This window comes from Pseudorhodoplanes sp. (assembly GCF_035565795.1).
GTDB lineage: Bacteria > Pseudomonadota > Alphaproteobacteria > Rhizobiales > Xanthobacteraceae > Pseudorhodoplanes.
In genome coordinates this window covers 40,423-47,066 of record NZ_DATMRV010000056.1, presented here as the reverse complement: position 1 = coordinate 47,066, position 6,644 = coordinate 40,423, and the positions used below count along the sequence as shown (strand labels likewise).

Here is a 6,644-nt window from a genome sequence, read left to right as displayed (position 1 = left end):
ATCGGCTCGATCACGACCGACATGTGATGCGCATTGGCGTGAATGATGGTGTTGGTGTCGCGGACCAGAGCTACGTGGCCTTTCCAGAAGATCAGGTCTCCACGCTGCGGCATCGATAGCGCGTCAGCGGCATTGACGACCGCCCCGAGCGCGCTCTCATGCATGTCGCTGTCGCGCGGGCAGGCAACCCCGCACGCGGAAAGCGAAACCTGCACGAGTCCCGAGCAGTCGATACCGAGATGCGTCTTGCCGCCCCACAGATACGGCGTTCCGAGAAAGCGTTCCGCCACCGCGACGTAATCGCTTTCGTGTGCGTCGAGAGCAACGAGATGCTGCGACGGAATGAAGCCTCCGTGCGCCGTCACCGCGAATGATGCTTCGGTTCGGACCACGGCGACCTGTGCGCCGAAGGGCAGCGCTTCGATCGGAGGCGTCTTGATGTTGGGCGCGGCAAACACCAGCGTGCTCAGCGCACCGACCTTCATCGTTCGCTCGGTGCATTGCGTGGTGAGTGCATTGGCCGGGATCCACCCGACATAACCGTCAGATGCGAGTTGACCCCAGCACCAGCCCTCGTCGGTCGTTTCGTAAACGGAAACGCGCTCCCCCTTCAGCGCCTCGGTTTCGAGCGGCGCATCGGGCGACGGCGCACGGCGTACGGGAGCACGCGGATCGAGAACCTCGTAAAGCGTCGGCTCGACGAAGCGCTCGGCTTCGACCTGACCTTCAAGATGCTTCGCAGCGAGGTCCGGGCGCGCCGGCGTGAGACGGGGATCGAAAGACACAGTCCCTCAGCCGTAGCGCTCGCAGAGCAGCGCATAGACCGCGCGCGCCGCCTGGCATTCACCGCCTTCCGGACGGCCCGGCTTGCTCGACGGATTCCAGCCGTAGATATCGAAATGCAGCCACGATTTTGCGTTCGACACGAATTTCTTCAGGAACAGCGCGCAGATGATCGAGCCCGCAAACGCGCCGGTCCCGACATTGCTCGTGTCGGCCACCTTGGAATCCATCATCGACTCGTACGGCGCCCATAGCGGCATGCGCCACAGCGGATCGCGCTGTTGCGTGCCGTGCTGCATCATCGACGAGGCAAGCGCATCGTCGTCGGTATAGAAGGGAATGACTTCAGGGCCGAGCGCCACGCGGGCCGCGCCGGTCAGCGTACCGAGATCGATCAGAAGATCGGGCGAGTCCTCGTCTGCAAGCGCCAGCGCATCGGCGAGAACGAGCCGTCCCTCTGCGTCGGTATTGCCGACCTCCACGGTCAGTCCCTTGCGCGACGGATAAACGTCGAGCGGCCGGAATGCCGAACCCGAAACCGAATTCTCGACCGCCGGAATGAGAACGCGCAAATTCACGGGCAGCTTCCGGTCCATGATCATGTGCGCGAGCGCGAGCGCAGTCGCCGCGCCGCCCATATCCTTCTTCATCAGGAGCATGGCGCTGGACGGCTTCAGATCGAGGCCGCCGGTATCGAAGCACACGCCCTTGCCAACCAATGTCACTTTCGGATGATTTCGATCGCCCCACCGCAAATCGATCAGCCGTGGCGGCCGCGCGGCGGCGCGCCCGACGGCATGGATGAGCGGAAAATTCTTCAACAGGAGTTCGTCGTCGGTGACGGCCTCGATCCAGGCGTCGTGCCGCTCGGCAAGAAGCCGCGTCGCCTCATGCAGTTCGGCCGGGCCCATGTCGTTCGTGGGTGTGTTGATCAGGTCGCGCGCAAGCATGACGCCCTCGGCGATCCGCGACAGATCGGCCGCATCGACGCCGTCCGGAGGCACGAGCGACACGGCCTTGCCGTTGCCCTTGCGATAGCGGTCGAACCGATAGGCTCCGAGCGCAAAGGCGAGTGCTGCGAGCCGCGTATCGTGCGCGGCGTTGGCGAAGCGGTATACGCCCGCCGGAAGCAATCCCGGCAACTTCCCGGGGAGCATCGGATTGGCGGTCGCCGCGTCGTCTTCGAGCCCGAAGAGCACGGCGGCCATGCCGCCCTCCCCGCCCGGCACGGCGGCATATGAACCGGCCTTCGGCTCAAAGCCCGCCGCATCCGCAAAGGAGCGGGCCAGCGAACCGAGGCCTCCCCGAATACCGGGCCAGCTCGATTTGGTCACAAACCAGATGGAGATGGCCGCCTCGCGGCCCGATTCGGCAAAGGCTGGGTGCATCCGCGCTTCTTAACGGGTCTTCCGCGGCTCCGCCAATAGGCCGGTTTAACCAGCCGTTAGGGTTAACGCTTTATTGAGCGAAGATCGCGTGCGGGTCCGCACCCGCCGCCGATCGAGGCGCGCCATGTATCGTAGCAAGTCCAAGTCCCGCCTTCTCGCCAGTGCAGCCGTGGTTGCGGCTCTGATGCTTGGTGGATGCCAGACCGCTCAGCTCGGCACCCCGACCGGTTCCATCACACAGGCGTCTTCGGAGGCCGACCCGCGCCACGATGCGCAGGTCTGGGGCGAGCGATACAGCAAGAACCAGAAGGACCCGGAAGCTGGCATTCGCTACGCGCAGGCGCTTCGCGCCATGGGCCAGCGCGCGCAGGCGGTCGCGGTCCTCGAACAATCCTCTCTCAACAATCCCCACAATGCCGAAGTCCTCGGGGCCTATGGCCGCGCGCTGGCGGATAGCGGCCAGTTCGCTCAGGCCCTCGACGTTCTGAGCCGTGCGCATACACCCGATCAGCCCGACTGGCGCATCCTTTCGGTTCAGGGCGTGGTGCTGGACCAGATGGGCCGCCATCAGGAAGCCCGGCGACACTACCTCAGCGCGCTTCGGATCGTGCCGGACGAGCCGTCCGTCATGTCCAACCTCGGACTTTCCTACGCGCTCTCGAAGAATCTGCGCGAGGCGGAGGACACGCTGCGACGTGCGAGCGCCAAAAGCAGTCGCGAGCCGCGTGTCCGTCAGAACCTCGCGCTTGTCGTCGGCCTGCAAGGACGCTTCCAGGAGGCTCAGGAGATCGCGAGCGCCGATCTCTCGCCGGAGGAGGCTGCGGCGAACCTCGAATATCTGCGCAACATGATCGCAGCGGAAAAGAACAAGGGCAAGCCGACACAGCGCCTGCTGCGGCAGGCGGCGAACAATTCGTAATCGGACAATTCCGCTTCCCGCGGGCTAGCCCCAAATCGCCAGACGCTACTGCAGCGCCATCACACGGATCGCGGCCGGGCCAAGAATGACGATGAACAGCACCGGCAGGAAGAACAGAATCATCGGCACAGTCAGCTTGGGAGGCAGCGCCGCGGCTTTCTTTTCGGCTTCGGCCATCCGCATGTCGCGGTTTTCCTGAGCCAGAACACGTAGCGTCTGCGCAAGCGGCGTGCCGTAGCGCTCTGCCTGCTGCAGCGCGACGCAGACCGATTTGACACCCTCGAGATCGGTGCGCTTGGCGAGATTGTCATAGGCCTGACGCCGATCCGGCAGATACGACAGCTCGGCCGTCGTCAACGTCAGCTCTTCGGCAAGCGCAATCGATTGCGTTCCGATCTCGTTCGAGACCTTCTTGAACGCAGCCTCGATCGACATGCCCGATTCGACGCAGATCAGAAGCAGGTCGAGCGCATCCGGGAACGCGCGGCGGATCGACAATTGCCGCTTCTGGATCTTGTTCTTCAGAAACAGCAGCGGCGCCTGCATGCCAAGATAGGTCGCAAACAGGCACATCCCGATCTTGACCGTCAACGGCTTGTCGATCTGAAGAATGACAAACACATAGAGCACCGAGAAGACGAGCGCCACGATCGGCGTCACCATCCGGAAGAACAGATAGGTGACATACGGCGCCTGACCGCGGTAACCGGCCTGAACGAGCTTTTCGCGCGCCTCTTCCTGCCCGACCCATTTGTTGAGCTGGAAATTCTCCACGGCCCTCTGCATGAATTGCTTGGGCGTCTGCCGCAACGTAACCTTTTCGCCGCGCGCCATCCGCTCGCGCTCGCGCTGACGGATCTTTTCGCGCTCGATTGCGACCGCTTTCATGCGTTTCGGCAGCGTATTGGTCGCCAGCAGCGGCATCGCAAGTGTCAGCACGGTGGCGACGGCGGCGATGCTCGCGAGAATCATCGCGAGCAGCCGGGTATCATGCAAGATGCCGATGATGATCTGGGTCATGACGCGCTCAGAAGTCGAAGTTGATCATCTTCTTCATCACCATGACGCCCATCGACATCCACATCGCGCTGCCGAGCAGCATCAACTGGCCTGTCGGATGGGTCCACAGAAGCTCGATGTAAGTCGGACTGGTGATCCAGACGAGGCCCATGACTGCCGGCGGCAGCGAGCCGATGATCGCGGCGGAAGCCTTGGCCTCCATCGACATGGCCTGGATCTTCGCCTTCATCTTCTTGCGCTCACGCAAGACCTTCGAGAGGTTGCCGAGCGCTTCGGAGAGATTGCCGCCCGCCTTCTGCTGGATCGCGACCACGATCGCGAAGAAATTCGCTTCCGGCAACGGCATGCGCTCGTAGAGCTTGCCGCAGGCTTCTCCGAGCGGAAGCCCGATGGTCTGGGTTTCGATGATCGCCTTGAACTCGCTCTTGACGGGTTCCTGCCCCTCGGCGGCGATCATCTTCATGCTGTCCAGGAGTGGCAGACCCGCCTTGATGCCGCGCACGATGACGTCGACCGCATCGGGGAAGACAGCCAGAAAGCGGTTTTCCCGTCGCTTCTTGAGAAACAGCAGGATCCAGAATGGCAAGCCGAGACCTGCGGCAAAACCAAAGCCAAGCGCTGCCAGGGGGCCGAAGCCCATGCCAAACACCAAGCCGAACGCCACAATAGCCATTCCGACCGAGATCAAGGTGTACTGACGCGTCGTCCAGCTCAACCCGGCTTGCTGGATGCGCTGCGCGAGTGTCGGCCTCGCATTCTTGCGCTGGCGCAGCTCGAGGTCTTTCAGCGATTCCTCGACCTGCTCGCGCCGCGATTTCTGAGCACCCCGAACGGCGCGTTGCGCCGGTTGTGTCTGGGCCGCCGTCGCAACACGCCGTTCGACGTTCCGTTCGCCCGACAGCAGCGGATACAGGAACACCCAGGCCAGCCCGCCGACCGCCACGGTCGCGAGGATCGCCATCATCAGAGGCTGGTTGTCGAGGGCGAACATGATCAGGCCATCGCCTCTTCTTCGGCGCGAGCGCTCGCATCGAGCGCCGCGGCAAGCCGCTTCTCCTCATTGTAATAGCGAGCGCGGTCCCAGAAGCGCGGACGGCCGATCCCGGTTGAGCGGTGGCGACCTATCAGATTGCCCTGCGCATCTTCACCGACCATCTCATAGACAAACAGGTCCTGCGTGATGATCACGTCGCCTTCCATCCCGAGGACTTCGGTGATGTGCGTGATGCGGCGCGACCCGTCGCGAAGACGGGCAGCCTGGATGATCACGTCGACCGACGAACAGATCATCTCGCGGATCGTCTTCGATGGCAGCGAGAAGCCGCCCATCGTAATCATCGATTCAATACGGGACAGCGCCTCGCGCGGCGAGTTGGCGTGCAGCGTTCCCATCGATCCGTCGTGACCGGTGTTCATCGCCTGCAACAGGTCGAAGGCCTCCGGTCCGCGCACTTCGCCGACGATGATCCGCTCGGGTCGCATACGCAAACAGTTCTTGACCAGGTCGCGCATGGTCACCTGCCCCTCGCCTTCGAGGTTCGGCGGCCGCGTTTCCAGTCGCACAACATGCGGCTGCTGCAGTTGCAATTCCGCGGCGTCTTCGCATGTGATGATGCGTTCGTCGTCGTCGATGAACTGCGTGAGACAGTTCAGAAGCGTGGTCTTGCCCGAACCGGTGCCGCCCGACACAATCGTATTGACGCGGCAACGTCCGATGATCTTCAGGATCTCGGCGCCCTCCGGCGTGATCGATCCATACTTGACCAGCGTGTCGAGCCTCAGCTTGTCCTTCTTGAATTTGCGGATCGTGAGAGCGGGCCCATCGATCGCAAGTGGCGGAACGATCGCGTTCACGCGGGAGCCGTCCGGCAGGCGTGCGTCGCAGATCGGCGAGGATTCGTCGACACGCCGGCCGACCTGGCTGACGATGCGCTGACAGATATTGAGGAGCTGCTGGTTGTCGCGAAAGCGGATGCCGGTTCTGTGGATCTTGCCGGCGACTTCGATATAGACCGTGCCCGACCCGTTCACCATGATGTCGGCGATGTCATCGCGCGCCAGCAACGGCTCGAGGGGGCCATAGCCGAGAACGTCGTTGCAGATGTCGTCGAGCAGCTCTTCCTGCTCGGAAATCGACATGACGACATTCTTGATCGCAATGATTTCATTGACGATGTCGCGGATTTCCTCGCGCGCGGCGTCCGCATCAAGGCGAGCCAGCTGGGCGAGATCGATGGCCTCGATCAGCGCGCCGAAGATGGTTCCCTTGACTTCGTAATAGCTTTCGGATCGGCGGCTGTCGGTCGCGAGCACCGGCGCTTTCGTGGGCGTAGTTGGTGCGGACAGGATCTGGGCACCAAGCCCGGTTGACGGCAGCGGGGCCCGGCCTTCGCTGCTCATGGCCGCAGGCGGAGCAGCGGGCTGCGGCGCCGCAGGCGGGGGTGCGGGCGGTGGCGCCAATGTCGCAGCGCCCCCGACATGTGCACCCGGTAAAGGACCCGACACGTTACGCTTGCCAAACACGACTCACGAAC

General features: G+C 63.1%; 6 protein-coding genes. 1 reads left to right on the top strand and 5 read right to left on the bottom strand.

All coding sequences use genetic code 11. The annotated features are described in order from the left end of the window. Both VNZ93_RS06260 and VNZ93_RS06255 read right to left on the bottom strand, forming a co-directional pair. A partial coding sequence (locus VNZ93_RS06260) for an NlpC/P60 family protein (protein WP_325701633.1) occupies positions 1-785 on the bottom strand: 785 nt, incomplete at its 3' end. A 6-nt stretch (positions 786-791) separates the two neighbouring features. Beyond that, entirely contained in the window at positions 792-2,171 is a 1,380-nt protein-coding gene (locus tag VNZ93_RS06255; protein ID WP_325701630.1) for a leucyl aminopeptidase family protein, read from the bottom strand. Between the two features lie 124 nt (positions 2,172-2,295). Here VNZ93_RS06255 and VNZ93_RS06250 point away from each other — a divergent pair, with 124 nt between their 5' ends. Continuing rightward, entirely contained in the window at positions 2,296-3,090 is a 795-nt protein-coding gene (locus VNZ93_RS06250) for a tetratricopeptide repeat protein (RefSeq protein ID WP_325701627.1), read from the top strand. Between the two features lie 45 nt (positions 3,091-3,135). On the opposite strand, the gene VNZ93_RS06245 is transcribed toward VNZ93_RS06250, so the two are convergent. From VNZ93_RS06245 to VNZ93_RS06235, 3 genes are read right to left on the bottom strand one after another with little or no spacing between them, the layout of a single operon-like run. After that, positions 3,136-4,110 (bottom strand): type II secretion system F family protein, encoded by a 975-nt coding sequence (locus VNZ93_RS06245; RefSeq protein WP_325701624.1) that lies wholly within the window; start codon positions 4,108-4,110, stop codon positions 3,136-3,138. Between the two features lie 7 nt (positions 4,111-4,117). Continuing rightward, positions 4,118-5,101, bottom strand: coding sequence for a type II secretion system F family protein (locus tag VNZ93_RS06240; RefSeq protein ID WP_325701621.1), 984 nt, complete (start codon positions 5,099-5,101; stop codon positions 4,118-4,120). A 2-nt stretch (positions 5,102-5,103) separates the two neighbouring features. Then, positions 5,104-6,633 carry a CpaF family protein gene (locus VNZ93_RS06235; RefSeq protein ID WP_414709991.1) on the bottom strand — a complete coding sequence of 510 codons (1,530 nt, stop codon included), beginning with the start codon at positions 6,631-6,633 and terminating at the stop codon, positions 5,104-5,106. Positions 6,634-6,644: the final 11 nt, after the last annotated feature.